The organism is Qipengyuania psychrotolerans (assembly GCF_019711355.1).
In the GTDB taxonomy this organism is placed as follows: domain Bacteria; phylum Pseudomonadota; class Alphaproteobacteria; order Sphingomonadales; family Sphingomonadaceae; genus Qipengyuania; species Qipengyuania psychrotolerans.
The window spans coordinates 181,984-202,148 of the sequence record NZ_CP081297.1 but is presented as its reverse complement, the minus strand read 5'-3'; the positions used below and the strand labels follow the sequence as shown (position 1 = coordinate 202,148).

The 20,165-nt window shown below is 61.0% G+C and carries 20 protein-coding genes; 10 read left to right on the top strand and 10 right to left on the bottom strand.

Going from position 1 to position 20,165, the window contains the following annotated elements:
- Window positions 1-227 precede the first annotated feature (227 nt).
- A complete protein-coding gene (gene acnA / locus K3166_RS00945; protein WP_221422849.1) occupies window positions 228-2,903 on the top strand; it encodes an aconitate hydratase AcnA in 2,676 nt (891 codons plus the stop codon).
- A 229-nt stretch (window positions 2,904-3,132) separates the two neighbouring features.
- Window positions 3,133-3,411, top strand: a complete 279-nt coding sequence (locus tag K3166_RS00940) for a hypothetical protein (RefSeq protein WP_221422848.1) — start codon at window positions 3,133-3,135, stop codon at window positions 3,409-3,411.
- Window positions 3,412-3,481: 70 nt separating this feature from the next.
- Here the strand turns inward: K3166_RS00940 and K3166_RS13495 are convergent, their stop codons facing one another.
- Window positions 3,482-3,586 (bottom strand): MYXO-CTERM sorting domain-containing protein, encoded by a 105-nt coding sequence (locus K3166_RS13495; RefSeq protein WP_282098804.1) that lies wholly within the window; start codon window positions 3,584-3,586, stop codon window positions 3,482-3,484.
- Window positions 3,587-3,602: 16 nt separating this feature from the next.
- Between K3166_RS13495 and K3166_RS13415 the strand changes: the two genes are divergently transcribed.
- Complete coding sequence (locus K3166_RS13415; RefSeq protein ID WP_247714675.1) at window positions 3,603-4,184, top strand: hypothetical protein; 582 nt, start codon at window positions 3,603-3,605, stop codon at window positions 4,182-4,184.
- Between the two features lie 585 nt (window positions 4,185-4,769).
- Here the strand turns inward: K3166_RS13415 and ruvB are convergent.
- From ruvB to ruvA, 5 genes are read right to left on the bottom strand one after another with little or no spacing between them, the layout of a single operon-like run.
- Window positions 4,770-5,798 (bottom strand): Holliday junction branch migration DNA helicase RuvB, encoded by a 1,029-nt coding sequence (gene ruvB, locus K3166_RS00930; protein ID WP_221422846.1) that lies wholly within the window; start codon window positions 5,796-5,798, stop codon window positions 4,770-4,772.
- A complete protein-coding gene (locus tag K3166_RS00925; RefSeq protein ID WP_221422845.1) occupies window positions 5,791-6,195 on the bottom strand; it encodes a hypothetical protein in 405 nt (134 codons plus the stop codon). The genes ruvB and K3166_RS00925 overlap by 8 nt, the downstream gene beginning before the upstream one ends.
- Window positions 6,196-6,233: 38 nt before the next feature.
- Window positions 6,234-6,749 carry a DsrE family protein gene (locus K3166_RS00920; RefSeq protein ID WP_221422844.1) on the bottom strand — a complete coding sequence of 172 codons (516 nt, stop codon included), beginning with the start codon at window positions 6,747-6,749 and terminating at the stop codon, window positions 6,234-6,236.
- A gap of 45 nt (window positions 6,750-6,794) precedes the next feature.
- Window positions 6,795-7,190 carry a hypothetical protein gene (locus K3166_RS00915; RefSeq protein WP_221422843.1) on the bottom strand — a complete coding sequence of 132 codons (396 nt, stop codon included), beginning with the start codon at window positions 7,188-7,190 and terminating at the stop codon, window positions 6,795-6,797.
- Window positions 7,187-7,789: a Holliday junction branch migration protein RuvA gene (ruvA, locus tag K3166_RS00910; RefSeq protein WP_221422842.1), complete on the bottom strand. Its 603-nt coding sequence runs from the start codon at window positions 7,787-7,789 to the stop codon at window positions 7,187-7,189. Before ruvA ends, K3166_RS00915 begins: the two co-directional genes overlap by 4 nt.
- 115 nt (window positions 7,790-7,904) lie before the next feature.
- Between ruvA and aroC the strand changes: the two genes are divergently transcribed.
- On the top strand, window positions 7,905-8,978 hold the full coding sequence (aroC, locus tag K3166_RS00905; protein WP_221422841.1) for a chorismate synthase: 1,074 nt from the start codon (window positions 7,905-7,907) through the stop codon (window positions 8,976-8,978).
- Window positions 8,979-9,132: 154 nt separating this feature from the next.
- Here the strand turns inward: aroC and K3166_RS00900 are convergent, their stop codons facing one another.
- Window positions 9,133-9,603 carry a hypothetical protein gene (locus K3166_RS00900; RefSeq protein WP_221422840.1) on the bottom strand — a complete coding sequence of 157 codons (471 nt, stop codon included), beginning with the start codon at window positions 9,601-9,603 and terminating at the stop codon, window positions 9,133-9,135.
- Between the two features lie 293 nt (window positions 9,604-9,896).
- Between K3166_RS00900 and ahpC the strand changes: the two genes are divergently transcribed.
- The 4 genes from ahpC to K3166_RS00880 all read left to right on the top strand — a co-directional run bounded on the left by ahpC (window position 9,897) and on the right by K3166_RS00880 (window position 15,330).
- The gene (ahpC, locus tag K3166_RS00895) at window positions 9,897-10,463 is read left to right on the top strand and encodes an alkyl hydroperoxide reductase subunit C (protein WP_221422839.1); all 567 of its coding nucleotides are present in this window, start codon (window positions 9,897-9,899) and stop codon (window positions 10,461-10,463) included.
- A 143-nt stretch (window positions 10,464-10,606) separates the two neighbouring features.
- A complete protein-coding gene (ahpF, locus tag K3166_RS00890) occupies window positions 10,607-12,196 on the top strand; it encodes an alkyl hydroperoxide reductase subunit F (protein WP_221422838.1) in 1,590 nt (529 codons plus the stop codon).
- Window positions 12,197-12,397: 201 nt separating this feature from the next.
- Complete coding sequence (gene katG, locus K3166_RS00885; protein ID WP_221422837.1) at window positions 12,398-14,614, top strand: catalase/peroxidase HPI; 2,217 nt, start codon at window positions 12,398-12,400, stop codon at window positions 14,612-14,614.
- 101 nt (window positions 14,615-14,715) lie between these two features.
- On the top strand, window positions 14,716-15,330 hold the full coding sequence (locus tag K3166_RS00880) for a Pr6Pr family membrane protein (protein WP_221422836.1): 615 nt from the start codon (window positions 14,716-14,718) through the stop codon (window positions 15,328-15,330).
- Here K3166_RS00880 and K3166_RS00875 read toward each other — a convergent pair.
- Genes K3166_RS00875 through K3166_RS00865 form a run of 3 tightly spaced genes read right to left on the bottom strand, consistent with a single transcriptional unit; the run spans window position 15,314 to window position 17,760 of the window.
- Window positions 15,314-15,874 (bottom strand): Smr/MutS family protein, encoded by a 561-nt coding sequence (locus K3166_RS00875; RefSeq protein WP_221422835.1) that lies wholly within the window; start codon window positions 15,872-15,874, stop codon window positions 15,314-15,316. The two genes, K3166_RS00880 and K3166_RS00875, sit on opposite strands and share 17 nt — an antisense overlap.
- The gene (gene mltA, locus K3166_RS00870; protein WP_425594568.1) at window positions 15,871-17,058 is read right to left on the bottom strand and encodes a murein transglycosylase A; all 1,188 of its coding nucleotides are present in this window, start codon (window positions 17,056-17,058) and stop codon (window positions 15,871-15,873) included. Before mltA ends, K3166_RS00875 begins: the two co-directional genes overlap by 4 nt.
- 27 nt (window positions 17,059-17,085) lie before the next feature.
- Window positions 17,086-17,760 (bottom strand): Tim44/TimA family putative adaptor protein, encoded by a 675-nt coding sequence (locus K3166_RS00865; protein ID WP_221422834.1) that lies wholly within the window; start codon window positions 17,758-17,760, stop codon window positions 17,086-17,088.
- Window positions 17,761-18,025: 265 nt separating this feature from the next.
- Between K3166_RS00865 and secB the strand changes: the two genes are divergently transcribed.
- Complete coding sequence (gene secB / locus K3166_RS00860; protein WP_221422833.1) at window positions 18,026-18,556, top strand: protein-export chaperone SecB; 531 nt, start codon at window positions 18,026-18,028, stop codon at window positions 18,554-18,556.
- Window positions 18,557-18,587: 31 nt separating this feature from the next.
- A complete protein-coding gene (gene murJ / locus K3166_RS00855) occupies window positions 18,588-20,159 on the top strand; it encodes a murein biosynthesis integral membrane protein MurJ (protein WP_221422832.1) in 1,572 nt (523 codons plus the stop codon).
- Window positions 20,160-20,165: the final 6 nt, after the last annotated feature.

Below are 20,165 nucleotides of genomic sequence, written 5' to 3'. Positions count from 1 at the left end.
GAAAACTCCTTATCGGGCCGCGCTCCAGGCATTTTGGCCGTCCCGCGTTTTTGCCCCAATTTTGCCTTAATAAGGGATGAAGCGCCTAAAATGTTCCCGCCGAGAGGTGCCGAGGGAGCGGCGGGCCTTGATTTTCTGCCGTCTTCGGCGCAGATGCGCGGCACATTTAGCCCGCCCGTCCATTGGTCGGATAAGGCCCCAATTCTAGAACAAGGACGAATGCCCGCATGACCCAGGTCGGCAAGGACACGCTCGGAACCCGCTCAACCCTCACCGTTAACGGCAAGGATTACGCCTACTACTCATTCGAGAAGGCGGCAGAGAAGATCGGCGACGTTTCGCGGCTGCCGTTCAGCCTCAAGGTCCTGCTGGAAAACATGCTTCGCTTCGAAGACGGCGGCTTCACCGTATCGACCGACGATGCGCAGGCGCTTGCCGACTGGCAAAACAACCCCGCCACCGGCAAGGAAATCCAGTACCGCCCGGCGCGCGTCCTGCTGCAGGATTTCACCGGCGTACCTTGCGTGGTCGACCTTGCTGCGATGCGCGATGCGATCAGCAAGCTCGGCGGCGATACCGCCAAGATCAATCCTCAGGTGCCCGTAAACCTCGTGATCGACCATTCGGTCATGGTCGATGAATTCGGCCATCCCAAGGCATTTGAACACAATGTCGAGATGGAATACCAGCGCAATGCGGAGCGGTATGACTTCCTCAAGTGGGGCTCCAAGAGCTTTGAAAACTTCTCCGCCGTGCCTCCGGGAACAGGCATCTGCCACCAGGTGAACCTGGAATACATCGGCAAGGGCGTGTGGTCGTCGCAGGACGCTGACGGCGGCCTCGTGGCGTATCCCGACACCTGCGTCGGCACTGACAGTCACACCACCATGATCAACGGGCTGGGAGTCCTTGGCTGGGGTGTGGGCGGTATCGAAGCCGAAGCCGCCATGCTCGGCCAGCCGATTTCCATGCTGATCCCGCAGGTCGTCGGCTTCCGCCTCGACGGCGCGATGAGCGAAGGCATCACTGCAACCGACCTCGTGCTGACCTGCGTGCAAATGCTGCGCGAAGTCGGCGTCGTTGGCAGCTTCGTGGAGTTTTACGGCCCCGGCGTTTCCAACCTCAGCCTTGCCGATCGCGCCACCATCGCGAACATGGCTCCGGAATACGGCGCCACCTGCGGTTTCTTCGGCATCGACGACAAGACGCTGGAATACATGCGTCTTACCGGCCGTCCGGAAGAAACCATCGCCTTGGTCGAAGCCTATGCGAAAAAGCAGGGCATGTGGTTCACTCCGGAAAACGAGCCGGTCTTCACCAAGACCCTGCACCTCGACATTTCGAAGGTCGTGCCAAGCCTCGCCGGACCCAAGCGCCCGCAAGACCGCGTTGCGCTGCCCGACGTGGACGAACTGTTCAACACCGACCTGAAGACCGTCTACGGCAAGGACGCGCCAGTGCGCGTCGATGTCGCGGACACGCATCATGACATTGGCGACGGCGACGTTGTGATCGCGGCCATCACCAGCTGCACCAATACTTCCAACCCGGACGTGCTGATCGCTGCCGGCCTGGTAGCCAAGAAGGCGCGCGAAAAAGGCCTCAAGCCCAAGCCTTGGGTCAAGACCAGCCTCGCACCGGGATCGCAGGTCGTCACCGACTACCTCGTGAAGTCCGGCTTGCAAGATGATCTCGACGCGATGGGCTATGACCTCGTCGGTTACGGCTGCACCACCTGCATCGGCAACTCCGGCCCGCTGGCCCCGCCAATCAGCAAGGCGATCAATGGCAATGATATCGTTGCGGCATCGGTTCTTTCGGGCAACCGCAACTTCGAAGGCCGCGTGTCGCCTGACGTGCGCGCCAACTTCCTCGCCAGCCCGCCGCTCGTGGTCGCCTATTCGATCCTCGGCACGGTAACGAAAGACATCACCGAAACGCCGCTGGGCCAGGACCAGCACGGCAATGACGTGATGCTGGCCGACGTATGGCCGAGCAACGAAGAAGTACGCGAACACCGCGTGAAGAACATCGACCGCGAAATGTTCGAATCCCGCTATGCCGACGTCTACAAGGGCGACGAGCATTGGCAGGCAATCAACGTCGAAGCATCCGACACCTATCGCTGGAACCCGACCAGCACCTACGTTGCCAGCCCGCCCTATTTCGAGGGCATGAGCATGGAGCCCGATCCGGTCACCGATATTTCCGGCGCCAAGCCGCTGGCGATCCTCGGCGATTCGACCACGACCGACCACATTTCGCCCGCCGGTTCGATCAAGGAAGATTCGCCCGCTGGTGAATATCTCAAGAGCCACCAGGTCTCGAAGTCGGACTTCAACTCCTATGGCTCGCGTCGCGGCAACCATGATGTGATGATGCGCGGCACCTTCGCCAACATTCGCATCAAAAACGAAATGGTCCCTGGTATCGAAGGCGGCATCACCACCTACAACGGTGAACAGATGCCGATCTACGACGCTGCGATGAAGCACAAGGCAGACGGTACGCCACTGGTGGTCGTCGCCGGCAAGGAATACGGCACCGGCTCCAGCCGCGACTGGGCAGCCAAGGGCACGATCCTGCTGGGCGTGCGTGCCGTGATCGTCGAAAGCTTCGAGCGTATTCACCGTTCGAACCTGATCGGCATGGGCGTGCTGCCGCTGCAGTTCAAGGATGGCGACACCCGCCAGAGCCTTGGCCTGTCGGGCAGCGATACCTTCTCGATCAAGGGTCTCGGCGATCTTACGCCGAGCCAGGATGTCGAAGTCGAAGTTACGCGCGAAGACGGCTCGACCTTCAGCTTCACCGCTCTGTGCCGCATCGATACCGCCAACGAGATGGAATATTACCGCAACGGCGGCATCCTCCATTACGTCCTGCGCAAGCTGGCAGCCTCGTAAGGCAATTTCTGATTGGGAGTGGGGGGGCTAAATCCCCCCACCCTACACAAGATCCTGCGGCTGAAAATTCGGCCTTCAGCTTCTGTAAAGCCCGACCGGGTTAGTCATACTGCCAGCTGGTATCGACGAGCGACTTTGCTAATCGCGCGTGAATATGCATAAATGCAGCCATTCAACGGACCTGCATTTGAGACGCTCCGCAAAGATTTTCGGGGCAAAAAGGATAGATATGAAGAAAACCGCACTTTTGCTTGCCGCATCACTGGTCTTTGCGCCGATCGCTTCGATCGCGCAGGACGCCGAGCCTTCGGCTCAGGCATCTGACGAGGCATCTGAAGCTGAGGCAGAGGATGAAGATCGGATGATCTGCAAGCGCACGCAGATTATCGGATCGAAGTTCAAGAAAAAGATTTGCGGCACGAAAGACGATTGGGACCAGATGGCCCAGCGCGGGCAAGATGCCGCCAGTCTCATGCAGACCAAGCGCGGGTTTGAACCCGGCAACTGAGCCGGTCAATAGTTACGAAAAAGGGGCGCCTCCCGAAAGGGGGCGCCCTTTTTTTGTTCGTTTGCCGGTCTTAAGCCTTGGCGCCCTGTGCACCGCGGCGGAAACGGAAGCGGCGGCGTCCGAAGATAGCTGCGACTGCCATACCGAACAGCGCCATCATCGGCGGTGCGGGCACTTCGGTACCGCTACTGGTGCTGCTGCTCGTGCTGGACGAAGACGAGGAACTGCTCGAGCTGGAGCTGGAGGAGCTCGAGCTGGTCGACGTGCTGGTCGAACTGCTGGTGCTCGAAGTTATGTCACCGCTCGTCGAAGTGGATGTTGAGGTCGAGCTCGATACATCGCCGGATGTAGAAGTCGAGGTAGAGGTCGAACTCGATACGTCGCCGGATGTAGAGGTGGAGGTCGAACTTGAAACATCGCCCGATGTCGATGAGGTGCTGGTGACCGTGCCGCTCGAAGAAGTCGTGGTCGAACTGACTTCGCCCGTCGAGCTGGAAACCGCGCCCGTGCTGGTCGATGTCGAAGTCGAAGTCGAAACTTCGCCGGTTGAGCTGCTTACCGAGCCGGTCGTCGTGCTGACTTCACCTGTCGACGTGCTCGACGAGCTACCACCCGTGCTTGTGCTGGTGGAGCTACCGCCGCTGCTCGTGGAGGTAGAAACTTCGATATCGATATCGGGAATTTCGCCGCCAGTCGTCGTGGTCGAATTGACGATGACGCTGCCACCGCTCGATCCGCCGCCGAAGAAACCGCCGAAGAAGCCTCCGCCGTAACCGCCGCCATAACCGCCGCCGTAGCCGCCCGGGATCGAGCGGGAACCGCCGCCGCCCGAAGGCGGTGCTGCCGAAGGAAGCGGAGGCAGCGGCACAGGTGCCATCACCACACGCTGGATCGGCGGGCAGACATTTTCCGGATCATAGGCCGCTTCGGGCGAATCGGACGGAACGCATTCCAGCACCCGCTTCGGGATTACGCGTTCTGCGCGCACCGGAGGTTTGGGCTTGGGCCGCTTGATCGGTGTCGGCTTGATCTGCTTGACGCTCTGGCTCTTGTAGCTGGGAGAGTCGGTGATCGGGCGTTCCGCAACGTGAACCGCACCGCCTGCGACGAGCGCACCGCCTGCGGCGGTGGCTGACAGTTTTGCAAGCGCTGCTTTGACCGACATATCCTGCACTTCCTGTTACGCGGGCTTTCCCCGCATTGACCGGAAACGCTTACTTTTGCGAATCCCCCGGCCAGTGAAACTACACTTCCTTACCCTGCCATAAAACTAGATTATCGCCGCAAATGCGAGGCATGCAAAGGTCATGTCCCGCTATGGGACCCGATTTTACGCGAATGTTACTGAGCGATTCAGCCTATTTGTCGAACATGTTTGGTTGGCCCGTCGGACCCGGCGCCATCATGCCGAGGTGCGCCCATCCGCCATCGTTGAGCATTCGTCCGCGCGCTGTGCGGGCAATCAGGCCAAGCTGTATGAGGTAAGGTTCGATGACTTCTTCCACCGTATCGCGCGGTTCGGACAAGCCTGCGGCGAGCGTTTCGACGCCCACCGGACCGCCCTTGTAAGTGGTTGCAATCATGGTGAGATAGCGGCGATCCATCGCATCGAGGCCAAGCCTGTCGACCTCCAGCCGGGTCAGCGCTTCGTCGGCGACCTTCGTTGTGACGACCGCTTCGCCAAGCACGCTGGCGAAATCGCGCACGCGCCGCATCAACCGGCCAGCGACACGCGGCGTACCGCGTGACCGGCGAGCAATCTCGCGCGCGCCGCCCTCATTGATACCCATGCCCAGCAGGCCAGCGCCGCGCGTGACGACCTTGAGCAGTTCGTCCTCGGTATAGAAATTGAGGCGGACCGGAATGCCGAAGCGGTCGCGGAGCGGCGTTGTCAGCAATCCCTGGCGCGTCGTCGCACCGACCAGCGTAAACGGCGGCAAGTCGATCCGGACGCTGCGCGCCGAGGGCCCTTCGCCGATAATGATGTCGAGCGCGCGATCTTCCATCGCGGGATAGAGCACTTCCTCGACCACCGGATTAAGCCGGTGGATCTCGTCGATAAAGAGTACGTCGTTCGGTTCGAGATTGGTGAGCAGCGCGGCCAAATCGCCTGCCTTGGCGATGACCGGGCCGGACGTAGCGCGGAACCCGACACCCAGCTCCTTGGAAACAATCTGCGCCAGCGTGGTCTTGCCCAGCCCCGGCGGCCCGAAGAACAGCACGTGGTCCATCGCTTCGCCGCGTCCCTTGGCCGCCTGGATGAAGACGCGCAGATTTTCTCGCGCGCCCTTCTGCCCGACGAACTCATCGAGCGATTTGGGCCGCAGCGCCGCATCCGGATCTTCCGGCTGCCGGTCGGGCGAATGGAGGGGGACGGGTTCAGTCATGCGGGACAGTCTCTGACGCCTTCGTGATCACTGCACACACCAGCATCACTGGTGCCATTACGATAGCCGAAGCCAGCACCACGATGAAGTTTTCGAAAAACTGGGTGAGAAATCCGGCGCTTCCGTAATCTTGCCATGCCACCGCTGCCATCCAGATAAGGTAGATTATGCCAACCGCCGGGAAGATGTTCTGGCCGAGACTAGACTTTCTCCGACCACCGACCAAGATCGCGAAATAACCCCACAACCCGTAGAATGCTGCGCACACCGCCGTCCAGAGCCAGCTACCAAAATCGGCAAACTCTGCGAGCCACACTCCGCCACGCGCCTCAAACCTCGTCGCTTTTGCGTATTGCATCAGCACGGTCAGCGCGATCCACCCGAGAAGGCAAAGCATGACATTACCCTGCACATGGGGAGTCGGCGCGGCTCCGCTCAAAACGGGTTCACCGTATATCCGCGCTGTTGGAGCAGGGCGTGGGCGGTCATGGCGGAGAGCGCCATCTCGACACCGGGCAGCAGGTCCTCCTGCGTAACGCCGTAAGCCGCCGCGCTCTGGCCGCAGACGATAAAGCGCACGCCGTGGTCCAGCATCACCTGCACCATATCGGCGGACGTGTTGTCGGGCTTGGCCAGGAGGTCCATCACGGCCTTGCCGTGGACGACCACAGCGATGCGGATGTTGTCCTCGGGCACTCCGTGCGCGACGTGCATGTTGATGAAACGCGCGGCGCTTTCGAAGCCCTTGTTCGAGGCATCCGGATCAGCCGGCTTTGAGACATCGAAGGAATGCGAGAATTCGGTGTCGGCGTCCACTTGGCCGATACCTGCGACCGGCGCGTGCGGTCCGAACTGGGAAAAGACCGGGCCGGTTTCAAATGCGCTCAGATCTTGCGCGGCAAGAGCGCCGGGAAACAGCAGCAAGATGGCGCCAAGAGCAAATGGTTTCATGAGTTCGTGCCTTTCATGCAGGGCAGATTTTGCCGCACCGACGTTTCATGCTTTCCGGCCATACCAGCCTGTCAGCAGGACCAGCGGCCCCATGACAATGGTCGATACCACCGGGAACCACAGAAACATGAATACCCCCGAAGCAACACCGTCGTCATCGACGATGTCATGCGCGACCAATGCCGCGATTATCAGATAAACCAGCCCCAAACCAAAAAATAGCTTGCGGCCATAGTCCGACGGCATGGCAGTCCCCATGATGAAACTGACGAAGCTCCATGCACCTGCCAGCCCTGCGCCGATAAGCGCAAACACCCAGGCGGTCGTGTCGGCCAAGCGCGCCCAGTCATCGTAGCGATCCGCTGCCGTAAGCTGGATCAGTAGCGCCAACCCGGCCAGACTTGCCAGGCAAAGCCAGAAGCCTGTCGATCGCTGCGTCATCCAGCCGCCTTCTTCAGCGCCACGCGGATCAGATCACCTTCGCCCGCGCCTTCGCCCAGTTCGCCCTGTGCCAGCGCCACGGCGCGCGCGGCAGTGGCGGGTTTGAAGCCGAGATTTTCGAGCGCGCTGACTGCATCCGCGCTTGCTCCGCCCGCCGGTATGGCCGCCACGCCGATGCCCCCGCCCGATGACGGCAATGCGCCTGCCTTGTCCTTCAGTTCATTGACGATACGCCCCGCCAGTTTCGGGCCCACACCTTGCGCACGGGCCACCATGGCGGCGTCCCCATTGGAGCAGGCGGTCTGAACTTCGGAAGTGGAAAGAGCGGAAAGAATGGCCAGAGCGACCTTGCTGCCCACGCCCTGTACCTGGGTGAGCAAGCGGAACCAGTCGCGTTCGGACCCATCGGCAAAACCAAGCAGGCGCATGTCGTTTTCCGACACTTGCAGGTCTGTATAGACGGTGCACGCTTCGCCCTTTTCGCCCAGCGCGGCGAGGGTCTTGGACGAGCAATGCACAAGGTAACCCACGCCCGACACATCGATCACCGCCCAATCGGCGCCAGTTTCGTCGAGCAGCCCTTTCAACTTTGCAATCATTAGTCTCTTTCCGCGCTGGCGCTTCGCTGCTTGAGCGCCTTTTGTTCTTGCGGCACAAGAAGGATTTGGTCCAGCGCCGATGGACTTGCGCCCACAGTTGAGACAGACAGGGCGCATGAGCTGGAATACATTCGGACGCGTACTGCGCTTCACCACCTGGGGCGAAAGCCATGGTCCTGCGATTGGCGCAGTGGTGGACGGATGCCCTCCGGGCCTGACCTTGGCCGAAAGCGATATCCAGCCCTACCTCGACGCGCGCAAGCCGGGGCAGAACAAATTCACCACGCAGCGCAAGGAAGCGGACGAAGTGCGCATCCTGTCGGGCGTGTTCGAAGGCAAGACCACCGGAACCTCGCTCTCGCTCCTGATCGAGAACACCGACCAGCGGTCCAAGGATTATTCCGACATCGCCAACACCTACCGCCCTGGTCACGCCGACTATGCTTATGACGCGAAGTACGGCTTTCGCGATTACCGCGGCGGCGGGCGCAGCAGCGCGCGCGAAACGGCGATGCGCGTGGCGGCAGGCGGCGTGGCGCGCAAGGTGATTTCCGAGGTTTCCATCCTCGCCTATGTCGCGGAAATCGGCGGCGACCGGATCGACCCCGCCAATTTCGATGTCGAGGAAATCGGCCGCAACCCCTTCTGGTGTCCTGACGCACAGGCAGCTAGGCGCTGGGAAGCGCTGGTGGACAATGCCCGCAAGGCCGGATCATCGCTCGGCGCGGTGGTGGAATGCGTGGCCAGCGGTGTGCCTGCCGGATGGGGCGCACCGGTCTATGCCAAGCTTGACAGCGATCTGGCTGCCGGAATGATGAGCATCAATGCAGTCAAGGGCGTGGAAATCGGCGACGGTTTCGATGCTGCCCGGCTGACGGGCGAACAGAACGCCGACCCGATGCGCCCGGGTGAAAGCGGTGATGGGCCGCGCTTCGAGGCGAACCATGCGGGGGGCATTTCCGGCGGAATATCGACCGGCCAACCCGTCACGTGCCGCGTGGCGTTCAAGCCGACCAGCTCGATTCTGACGCCGGTGGAAAGCATCGACCGCGAAGGAAATGCAACCGAGGTCCGCACCAAGGGCCGCCATGATCCTTGTGTCGGCATTCGCGGAACGCCCGTGGTCGAAGCGATGATGGCGCTGGTGCTGGCGGATCACAAACTGCTCCACCGGGCGCAGTGCGGGTAAGCGATCAGCGCGGCGCCAGCTCTTTTTGATGTAGTCTGACAAGCTGCGGGAACACGCAAAAAGAGGCCCCGCGATCATCCGCAGGGCCTCCGTCCAAATTCTTGCACTAAAATACCGTCATCCAACGCGAAACGAGGGACGCGGCCAGAGCTTTTTACTCACCGTACCATTGGCCGGTGCCCCGCGAGTTCGTTGGGGAATACCATTCCATCGTGAGCGATCCCCGGCGGCCTGCCAGCGGACCTTCCTTGCCCTCGACACCGCCGACACAGCCCAAGGCGGTATTCGGTCCGGGTTCACCGAGGTAGTTGCAGCCGTAGACCAGAGCACCGCTGCCTTCGGCTTCCGAGGTTGAGCACGCCATATGAATTGCGAACATGCTGGCTTCTGGCTGGCGCATACCGACGCACTTTACCGTTCCGGTTGCGACACGGCCGTCGGCGTAGGTGGTGGTGTAGGAGCCCGTGACGGTCCCGCCGCCATATCGAGGCCCGTCCGGCCCGGTCATGCCGCCAACCGACTCGACAGGCTGCCAGACAACCTCATAGGTGAAACTCTGCGCGATTGCGGCGCTTCCCAGCAAAGCCGAGGCGCAAATAGCTGTTCCTAATGCAAATTTCTTCATGGAGCCCATCCTTCAAAAGAGATTGGCGCATCATGCATACGGCTTGGTGCCACCAATCTGACAAGCAACCCGGTGCGCGTCAGATACCATGTTCGGGCGCCCGTTGCAAAAAAGGCAACGCCCAGCACCAGGGCCACGAGACCAGTGGAAAGCATCATTCTCAGGACTTCCCGAAAGTTCCACGCCACTGATTGATAATTCCGATGCTCGCAATCGCACAAAGTCGCTTTTGTGCAGCGCAGCACACCCTATTTGGGCTTCACGAAATTCAACCCGAACAACGGAGAAAAACCATGGGTATCATCGGAAGCGAAATCAAACCGTTCAAAGCCACTGCATTTCAGGCTGGCAAGGACTTCTTCGACGTCACCGACGAAGACGTGAAGGGCAAGTGGGCCGTATTCTTCTTCTATCCTGCCGACTTCACCTTCGTCTGCCCCACCGAGCTGGAAGACCTGGGCGAGCAGTACGGCATGCTCCAGAAGATGGACGTCGAAGTGTACGGCGTTTCGACCGACACGCACTTCAGCCACAAGGCATGGCACGATACTTCGGACAAGATTAGCAAGCTGACCTTCCCGTTCCTCGGCGACCAGAACCACCAGCTCGCCACCAATTTCGACGTGCTGCGTGAAGGTGTCGGCCTTGCTGACCGCGCAACCTTCGTCGTCGATCCCGATGGCGTGATCCAGATCATGGAACAGACCTGCGAAGGCGTCGGCCGCAATGCCAACGAACTCGCCCGCAAGATCAAGGCCGCACAGTACGTCCGTGCGAACCCTGGCCAGGTCTGCCCGGCAGCATGGGAAGAAGGCAGCGACACGCTGGCTCCTTCGCTCGACCTCGTCGGCAAGATCTAAAAATACACTTCGGCAGCGCGCCCACCCTGGCGCGCTGCCTTGAAGCCCGAGCCAGCGGCTCGGGTCATTGAAGGCCCGGGGCACCCCCCTCCCCTCCGCCCCGGGCCTTTTCCTTTCCCCGCGCCACATTTCCGGAGACTTCCATGCTCGACACCGCGATGAAGCAGCAGCTTTCGACCTACCTCGCCAACCTGCGCGAGCCGATCGAACTGGTTGCCTCGCTGGGAGAAGATTCCAAGTCCGCCCAGACACGCGAACTGCTGGAAGAGATCGCGGACCTCCACGAAATGGTCGAAGCCAGTTTTGACGGTACCGACGACCGCAAGCCCAGCTTCGTGATCCGCCGCGCCAGCGATGCTGAAAAGTGGGTCCGGTTTGCCGGCCTGCCGATGGGACACGAATTCACCAGCCTCGTCCTCGCCCTGCTGTGGGCAGGCGGGCATCCGCCGAAAGTCGACGCAGACCTGCTGGAACAGGTTCGCGGGCTGGAAGGCGATTTCAATTTCGAGATGTATTTCTCGCTGTCGTGCCACAATTGCCCCGACGTGGTGCAGGCACTGACACTGATGGCGCTGGAAAATCCGCGCATCACTGCCACGCTGATCGAAGGCGGCACGTATCAGGAAGAAGTCGACGCGCGCGACATCATGGCTGTGCCTGCGACCTTCCTGAACGGTGACCCGTTTTACAACGGCAAGATGGAGCTGGCAGAGATTCTGGCCAAGCTCGACACCGGTTCCGACGCGAAGGCAGCAGAAAAGCTGTCCGCCAAGGACCCGTTCGAAGTGCTCATCGTTGGCGGCGGTCCCGCCGGGGCTGCGACCGGTATCTACACTGCACGCAAAGGTTTCAGCACCGGCATCGCGGCCGAACGTTTCGGCGGCCAGCTGCATGACACGCTTGGCATCGAGAACCTTCCCGGCACCATGTATACCGAAGGCCCGAAGCTGGCAGGTGAGCTGGAACGGCAGGTTGGCGAAAACGCCATCGACCTGATGAACCTCGCCAAAGCGGTCAAGCTTGTCCCGGCCACGGAAGAAGGCGGCCTTCACACGGTGGAACTGGGCAATGGCGCCAGCCTCAAGGCTCGCAGCCTCATCCTTGCTACCGGCGCGCGCTGGAGAAATCTTGGTGTCCCGGGCGAAGCGGAATACCGCAACAAGGGCGTAGCCTACTGCCCGCACTGTGACGGCCCCCTGTTCAAGGGCAAGCGCATCGCGGTCATCGGTGGCGGCAATTCGGGCGTCGAGGCTGCCATCGACCTGGCCAAGATCGTCGGCCACGTCACGCTGGTCGAATATGACGACAAGCTGCGTGCAGACGAAGTCCTGCAAAAGAAACTGCGTAGCATGGCGAACGTCGAGATCGTCACGAGCGGTCAGACGACCGAGATCACGGGACACAACGGTAAGGTTGACGGCCTTGTCCTGAAGGACCGGTCCTCGGGCGAAGAACGCCGGATCGAGCTGGAAGGCGTCTTCGTGCAGATCGGCCTCGTGCCCAACACCGAATGGCTGCAAGGTAGCGGTCTGGAGCTGACCAAGCACGGCGAAATCGCGACCGATGATGAAGGGCGCACCAATCTGCCCGGCATATTCGGCGCTGGCGACGTGACGGACGTTCCGTACAAGCAGATCGTCGTTGCGATGGGTGAAGGCTCCAAAGCAGGTCTCTCGGCCTTCGACTATCTTATCCGCACCGAACCAGTTGCCGAGATCGCCCAAGCGGCTTGATGTAAGTCAAATCGAACCCACGAAACGTCGCCATTCCAAGTGGATGGCGGCGTTTTTCGTATGGGAAGCACGGTTCGTCGCTCAATCGCTTTCGGCAATCTATTTGAACCGTTTAATCGATTGGACGAATTACCGGGCGAGGTTCATCCTCATTGCTTTCTCGGACGGGAGACCGAGTCTTTTTTTGAGGAGAGCTATTTCATGGACGCTAAAACCGGAGACATCAGCGGTTGTCCCTTTCACGGCGACGGGGGCATGCGCTCGCTGCTCGGCCGCCAGAACCGCGATTGGTGGCCTGATCAGCTGAACCTCGAAATCCTTACCGAAGGCGGACGCGCAGCCGATCCGATGGGTGAAGATTTCGATTATTGCGAGGCTTTCAACGCGCTCGATTACACCGCGCTGAAGAAAGATCTTCTCGACCTCATGACCGACAGCCAGGATTTCTGGCCTGCCGATTATGGTCATTACGGCCCCTTCTTCATCCGCATGGCATGGCACGCAGCCGGTACTTATCGGACCGGCGACGGACGCGGCGGCGGCGGCAGCGGCCAGCAGCGCTTTGCCCCGCTCAACAGCTGGCCGGACAACGGCAACCTCGACAAGGCGCGCCGCCTGTTGTGGCCGATCAAGCAGAAGTACGGCAAGCATATCAGCTGGGCCGATCTGTTCATCCTTACCGGCAATGTCGCGATCGAAAGCATGGGCGGTCCCGTCTTCGGCTTCGGCGGTGGTCGCAAGGACGTCTACGATCCCGAAACTGTGTATTGGGGAACGGAAGAGCAGTGGGTGGATACGGGCGCGGAAACGCGCATCCAGCCCGACGCTGGCAAGGCGCTGGAGAACCCGCTCGCGGCGATCCAGATGGGCCTCATTTACGTCAATCCCGAAGGCCCGGGCGGTAATCCCCACGATGCCGAAGGCATGGCCCGCGACATGCGCGAAACCTTCAGCCGCATGGCCATGAACGACGAAGAAACAGTCGCGCTGACCGCAGGCGGCCACGCGTTCGGCAAGGCGCACGGCGCCAAGCCGTCCGACACGTTCAGCGGAGCGCCCGAAGGCGAAGGCCTGCAATCAATGGGCTTCGGCTGGCTGACCGACCCCGAGGAAATCGGCAAGGGCCACATCACCACGTCAGGTATCGAAGGGGCCTGGACGCCCAATCCGACCCGGTGGGGCGGCGACTACTTCCGCTTGCTGTTCAAATACGACTTCGAGCTCGTGCAAAGCCCGGCAGGCGCGAACCAGTGGCAGCCGATCAATCCCGATCCGGAAGATATGGCACCTGATGCGCGGGACCCGAGCAAAAAGGTCCCGACCATGATGACCACCGCCGACATGGCGCTGAAGCGCGACCCGGAATATCGCAAGATTTCCGAACGCTTCCGCGACGATCAGGCGGCATTGGACGATGCTTTTGCACGCGCATGGTTCAAGCTATGCCACCGCGACATGGGCCCCAAAGTGCGTTACCTCGGCCCCGAAGTTCCAAGCGAAGACCTGATCTGGCAGGATCCGGTTCCGGCTGGAACGCAGGTGTCGGACAGTGATCTTTCCGCCTTCAAGTCGAAGGTGCTCGATAGTGGTCTGTCGGTTCGCGAGCTCGTGAAAGCGGCCTGGGCTTCGGCCTCGACCTATCGCAATTCGGACCACCGCGGCGGCGCCAATGGCGCGCACATCCGGTTCGACGAATTGCGTAATTGGGCGGTCAACGATCCCGAGGAACTGGGCAAGGTGCTGGACAAGCTCGACGAGCTTCGCGGCGGCATTTCGATGGCCGACGCGATTGTCATTGCCGGTTCGACTGCTGTCGAGAAGGCAGCAAGGGATGCCGGCTTCAACGTCAGCGTTCCGGTCACCACCGGCCGCGGCGATGCGACCAGTGACCAGTTCGATGCCGAAAGTTGGGAGCCGCTCGAGCCTTTCGCCGACGGTTTCCGCAACTACCTCAAGACCAAGGCATCGGTGAAAACCGAGGACATGATGATCGACCGGGCTCACTTGCTCGGCCTTTCGATCCCCGAAATGACCGCACTGGTCGGCGGGATGCGTGCGTTGGGCGCTGTTAGCAAACACGCCAAGCACGGCAACAAGATCGGCGTTCTGACCGAAACGCCCGGCAAGCTCGACAACAGCTTCTTCGTCAACCTGCTCGAAATGGGCACGGTCTGGGAAGTGGTTGACGAGAGCGGCGACGAGGAATTCGTCGGCAAATGCCGCAAGTCTGGTGAAGAGAAATGGCGCGCAACCCGCACCGACCTCGTTTTCGGCTCCAACTCGCGTCTGCGCGCTGTCGCCGAAGTCTATGCCGAGAACGGCAACGAGGAGAAGTTCGTGAACGACTTCATCAAGGCCTGGACGAAGGTCATGGACGCTGATCGTTTCGACCTCGAATACGCCAAATACCATAAGTAACGAAACTCCGATGCCCAATGGGCCGCAGAAGGAGCCCCCGGCAGGAATGTCGGGGGCTTTTTCGTGGTGGACTGGCAAGGTGAGCGCGCTAGGGCGCTGCGATGGCTACGACATTCTCACAAACTGCCCGCATTATCGCAGGCGTTATTTCGATCTCGGCGCTCGCCGCACTTGCAGTCCAGAGCACTCTGAACCTCGAACGCGATGGTAGCCCGCTGGTCGCCTTCGCCCTGCTGTTCCGGTATTTCACGATCTGGGGCAATCTTGCGGCAGGCCTCGTGCTGGGCTGGATAGCGATCAGGGGGTCTATCCAGCGCGCAGTGCCATTCGCGCTGGCGACAGCATTGGCCATAATCGCGGTCGTCTATCACCTGCTGCTGGCCGCCGATCATTTTCCCGTCGGCTGGGATTGGCACACCAATCAGATGCATCACACGATCATTCCGGCCACCGCCATCGTCTGGTGGATCGTGTTTACCGGACCGCAATCGGGTGGATGGAAGAGCCTGCCGGTGGTTACGATTGCTCCGGTAATCTACACAGTATTTGCACTGGGATACGGATACATGAGCGGATTCTATCCCTATTTCTTCCTCGACGTGCCGCAGTTCGGCATCGCACAGGTCATGCTGAATATCATCGGCCTGGCGATTGCCTTCATGCTGTTTGGCGCTGCGCTGTTGGGCGTGCGCCGGGCTGTCAGCGCTCTCGCCTGAGAACGATGTAGAGTGCACCGTCCCCGCCGTGCCGCTGGTGCGCGCGGCGTACTGCAGCGATCGCGGAATGGTGGCTCGAGGCGGCCAGCCAGTCGAGCACCTTCGCACGGATCGCGCCGCGCTTGGTCGCCCGGTCGGCCGGATCGACGGGACGGGACTTGCCAGTTACCAGCAAAATAGTGCGCGCGCCCATCGCGCGGGCTTGTCCCACGCCGCTCATCAGCCGGTCATAAGCCGCATCGAGACCGTGGTCATGCAGGTCGAGCGTGAAGTCCGGCTGGACCACCCCTGATTTGAGCCGCCGATCCCAATGCGAATCCAGGGAATTCCCGCCTGCTGCCGGCTTGGGCGGCGGAGCTAAAGGACGGGGCGCCGGGCTTACCTTGCGCGGCTTTGGAACAGGCTTGGGCGGGCGCGGAGCCGGTGGGGCCGTTGGCGCGTTGGCCTTCGGCGCTGTAGATGCTGGGTGCAGCCGTTTGACAGTCGCCGCGACTTTCTCCCACGCCTGCGCTTCTTCGTCTGAAAGGCCGCGCGGTGCGCTCATTGCCCCGTGCGCGCGAGCGTGCCCTTGGGCAGGAAGATATAGGCTTTCCCGCGTCCGCTCATGCCGCCCGCGATATCGCGCGCGTCCAGGCCATTGCCCCAAAACGTATCGAAGCGGTTCGCGCCCTTGATCGCGCCGCCGGTATCCTGAGCAACCCACAGGCCATCCGCCACATCCCGGTCCAGATCGAGCCAGACCGGCGCGCCATAAGGGACGAATTTCGGATCGACAGCCACGCTATCGCCGCGCTTTACCGGAACCTCCAGCGAACCGAGCGGTCCATCGGTCGTGAGCTCGCGGAAGAAAATCCAGCTTTTGTTGAGGCGCATCAGATCCGCGCCTTCTTCGGGATTTTCGCGAATATACTGGACGATACCCTGCATCGAGCCCGCATATTGGCCCGGACCGTCCCCGATCAGGCCGCGTTCGCGCATGACCGATCCGATGCCGACATACTCGCGGCCGTTCTGCCCCGCATAGCCGATCCGCATCACTTCGCCATCAGGCATACGCAGGAGCCCGGAACCCTGTATCTGGAGGAAGAAAAATTCGACCGGATCGGCGGCCCAGGCGATGACCGGCACCTTGCCTTCCAGCGCACCCGCCTCGATTTCCGCCCGCTCGAAATAGCTCACGAATTTGCCGTCTTCATTATACCTGCCCAGCGGCGGGCGGCCGGTTCGCTCGGCTTCCGGCATATCCGCAGGCCAGGCGCGTTCGAGGTCGGATGGCATGGCATAGACGGGGATGTCATATCCCGGTGCTCGCACCCGGCTACCGAGAATTTCAGGTTCGAAATACCCCGTGGCAAAGGCGCTGCCATCGCCCACGATCGCAGTTTCGAACTGGCTGGTGAAGAACTGTGCAGGATCGCTCGACCAGTTGGATGCTGCGAGACACGGAGACTGCCAGTCCAGCCGCGTTGTCAGGCCGCTCGTATCGTCCCGGAAAAGGATTTTGTCGCACGATGCGCGAAATGCGGTCAGCGCGCTGGCAGCATCGCTGCGCAGGAACGGGAAGGTTTCGATGGGTGGACCCGCTCTGACGCCAGCCGATGCGGCATTAGCGGCAACAAGAGCGGGAGGCTGTTCCACCACGCCCGTATCCATCGGCGGACGGGCATCCGGAATCGTGGAGCAACCGGCAAGCAGCAAAGCCGCCCCGCACATGAGCGCACTTCGCATCTCTTGCTTCTCCCGAAATTCTAACGATTAATCTTGGTCGGTCTCGTCGAGGACCCAGTTGGGATCCGGCGAATCGACATTGCGGCGGAACGTCCATATATCGCGGCTTTCGACCGCATCATCGAGCGATCCCGACACGACATTGCCGTCCTTGTCGCGGGTGACCGCAGCAATATCGGCAACGAAGCGAACGGCAATCCGCGCGTCGCGCCGATCGAGCTCGGCGGAGCTGACAATAGCGTCCTCGATCCGGATCAAGCGATTGTCGAGCGTTTCACCGGCAGCAACTCGTGCATCGATCGCGCCCGCGAAACTGGCATACACATCGTCATCGGCGAGTTCGCGGAGAGTTTCCTTGTCGCCCTTCCAGAATGCTTCGAGGATCATGGCATAGGCAGCCTTCGATCCTTCGAGGAAGGCAAGCAGGTCGAAACGCGGGTCCACGGCTGCAATCGAGCGGATAGCCGATTCGTTTGCATTGGTCGCATTATCGACTGTCCGCAGGGTTACCACAGGACGCGCAGCTTGTGCCCCGTCCGGCGTCCCGCCAACAGCTGTCTGAGCCGGTTCGCTCTGGTCGCGCGGACCGTAGCTGCGGCGGATCGGATCTTCCTCATGCTCCGACCGCTGGCCGAGCACCGAATAGAGGCGCATACCGAGAAAAGCGGCGATTGCGGCAAGGATGACGATCTCGGTGATCACTGGTATTTTTCCGTTCTTTATCGCTTCGGGCAGCAACAAGTGGCCATCGGCCCTGCCCAGTCCCATTAGTGCCCTAGATAGGTATCAATTACAAACGCACAATGACCGACTTCGGGTCCGTCCGGTCCCGCCTCGCGTCCGATTGCGGGCTGCCTGCCGCATTGCCCCGCACTGCGCACAGTGCTAGGCGCGCGCCCAGATTGCGGGTGCGCATTTGCGCACCTCTGCCCTATTTTCGATCTATGCACTAAAGAAAGCTTGCCCGATGGCCGATGAAAACGACGTACTGACAGACTTGAACGCGGACCCTGCAGCAGGTTCGAACGGCGCCGACAACCGGCCCACGTTTGGCGTGCTAAACCAGTATGTGAAGGATCTTTCGGTCGAAAACCCGAATGCTCCGACCAGTTATCAGTGGCAGGAACAGCCGCGCGTCGACATTCAGGTGAACATCGCTTCGAAAGCGATCACCGACGAAGTGCACGAAGTCGAACTGAAGATGACTGCACGTGCCGACGCCGAACAGGGTGCGATGTACATTGTCGAGCTGGCCTATTGCGGTCTCGTGGGGATCCGCAACGTACCCGACGAACATGCTCACGCGTTCCTGTTCGCAGAAACCCCGCGCCTCCTTTTCCCCTATGCTCGCTCGATCATTTCCAGCGCAGTGACAGAAGCAGGCTTCCCGCCGTTGATGCTCGAACCGATGGATTTCGGCGCGCTCTACCAGCAGCAGCTCGAAGCGCGTGCAGCGCAGCAGAACGAAGGCGCACCGGCACCGACCGGAAACGCCTGAGGCAGGCCGGACCAGTGCTGAGGCTCTGCCCATGAGCCTGCTCAAGAACGTCGGCACGATCGGCTCGCTCACCATGGTGAGCCGTATCGCAGGCATGGCGCGGGAGATGATTTTCTCGCGCGTGCTTGGTGCGAATGCAGTGACCGACGCCTGGTTTCAGGCCTTCATCATTCCGAACGTCTTCCGCCGCCTGTTCGCGGAAGGGGCGTTTTCGGCCGCCTTCGTGCCCATGTTCTCGAAGCGGCTGAACGGTGACGGCGGGCTGGAAGATGCGCGCAGCTTTTCTGCCGATGTGCTGAGCGTTTTCCTGCCGGTCCTGATTGCGCTGTGTATCGTGTTCGAACTGGCGATGCCGGGCGTGATCTGGCTGCTGGCGGAAAAGCCGGTGGACCCCGGCGAACTTGATCTTGCCGTCGATTTCGCGCGGATCATGTTCCCCTACATCGTGCTGGTGAGCCTGGTGACGCTGTTCACCGGAATGCTCAATTCAGTGTCACGGTTCGCGCCTGGAGCCAGTTTCCCGATCATTCTCAACCTGGTCTTGATCACCGCCTTGCTGACCGGCGAATATTTCATCACGACGGCCGGAGCCAGCGTCGAGCAGGTTGCTTACGGCGTGGCCTGGGCGGTCACCGCAGGCGGGGTAATCCAGCTCGGCTGGCTGTATTACTGGACCCGCGTCGAAGGTTTTCGCCCCAAGCTGCTGTGGCCGCGCATCACGCCAGAGGTGAAGCGGCTTTCGATCATTGCGCTGCCCGCTGCGATTGGCGGCGGCGCTTACCAGATCAATACACTGGTCCAGCTCTACTTCCTGAACCAGCTGGATAGCGGTTCGGTCAGCTATATGAATTACGCCGACCGGCTCAACCAGCTGCCGCTCGGCATTATCGGGATTGCCCTGTCGACAGCGATCCTGCCGACGCTGTCCAAATTCGTCGGCAGCGATAACAAGGAAGGTGCCGACCGGATCCAGTCCGATGCGATCGAACTTTCGATGCTGCTGACCATCCCCGCGGCGGTGGCCCTGGCGATATGCGCAACACCGTTCATCACGATGATTTTCGAAGGTGGGCGGTTCAGCATGGAAGATGCGGCAATAGCAGGAGGCGTGCTGGCCGTGCTGGTGCTGGGCCTTCCAGCCTATGTGCTGGTCAAGGTTCTGGTGCCGAATTTCTACGCCCGGTCCGACACAAAGACGCCGGTTTATGCGGCCTTCATCTCGCTCGGTGTGTTCGTCGCCTTCAACATCGCCTTCCTCCAGCGCTTCGGCGTAGAGGGTGTCGCGCTTGCCAGCGTGATCGGGGCATGGATCAATGTCGGCTTTCTCTACATCGTGCTGCTGAAGCGCGGATATTATTTGGTCCCGCTTGGGCTTGTCGGACGCATTGCGCGCCAGTTGATTGCAGCCGCCGCGATGGGCGCGGCCTTGTGGTTCGCGAGCGATTTGCTAACCGACTGGTATTCAGCTGGCCTGTTTGCGCGCTTGGCCGCGCTTCTCGTGCTCGTCCTGTGTTCGGGCATTGTCTATTTCGGCGTCGCCTTTGCAGTCGGTGCCATCGATCGGCAGCGCCTCGTTGCCCTCACCAAAAAGAAAGCTCCGTAACAGATC